Source organism: Streptomyces bobili, assembly GCF_002154575.1.
GTDB classification, from domain to species: Bacteria; Actinomycetota; Actinomycetes; order Streptomycetales; family Streptomycetaceae; genus Streptomyces; species Streptomyces bobili.
On sequence record NZ_MUBA01000708.1, the window covers coordinates 271 to 845 of the forward strand.

A 575-nucleotide genomic window follows, 5' to 3' on the forward strand; every position below is an offset into this window, starting at 1 on the left:
GGCCGGCACGACGAGGAGAGCATGGCCCGCCTCTTCGAACTCACCGCCCGCCTCCTGGAGCGCGTGGCCGCCGACCGCACCGTCGTGGTGGCCCTGGAGGACCTGCACTGGTCCGACGCCTCCACCCGCCATCTCCTCTCCTACCTGTTGCGCACCCTGCGCACCGGCCGCCTCGTCGTCCTCGCCACCTACCGTGCCGACGACATCCACCGGCGCCACCCGCTGCGCCCCCTGCTCGCCGAGCTCGACCGGCTGCGTACCGTCCACCGCCTCGACCTCTCCCGTCTCACCCGCGACGAGGTCGGCCGTCAGGTCGCCGGCATCCTCGCCGCCGAGCCCGACCCCGCCCAGGTCGACGACATCTTCGAACGCTCCGACGGCAACGCCTTCTTCGTCGAGGAACTCGCCGTCGCCGCCCACGAGGGCTGCCGCCCCGGCCTCACGGACACCTTGCGCGACCTGCTGCTCGTCCGCGTCGAGGCGCTTCCGGAGAGCGCCCAGAACGCCGCCCGGATCGTCGCCGAGGGCGGCTCCACCGTCGAGTACCGGCTCCTCGCCGCCGTGGCCCGGCTCGC

General features: G+C 73.9%; 1 protein-coding gene. It reads left to right on the forward strand.

Going from position 1 to position 575, the window contains the following annotated elements:
* The coding region (locus tag BZL64_RS36495) for an AAA family ATPase (protein WP_158101586.1) at window positions 1–575 on the forward strand (575 nt) is incomplete at both ends.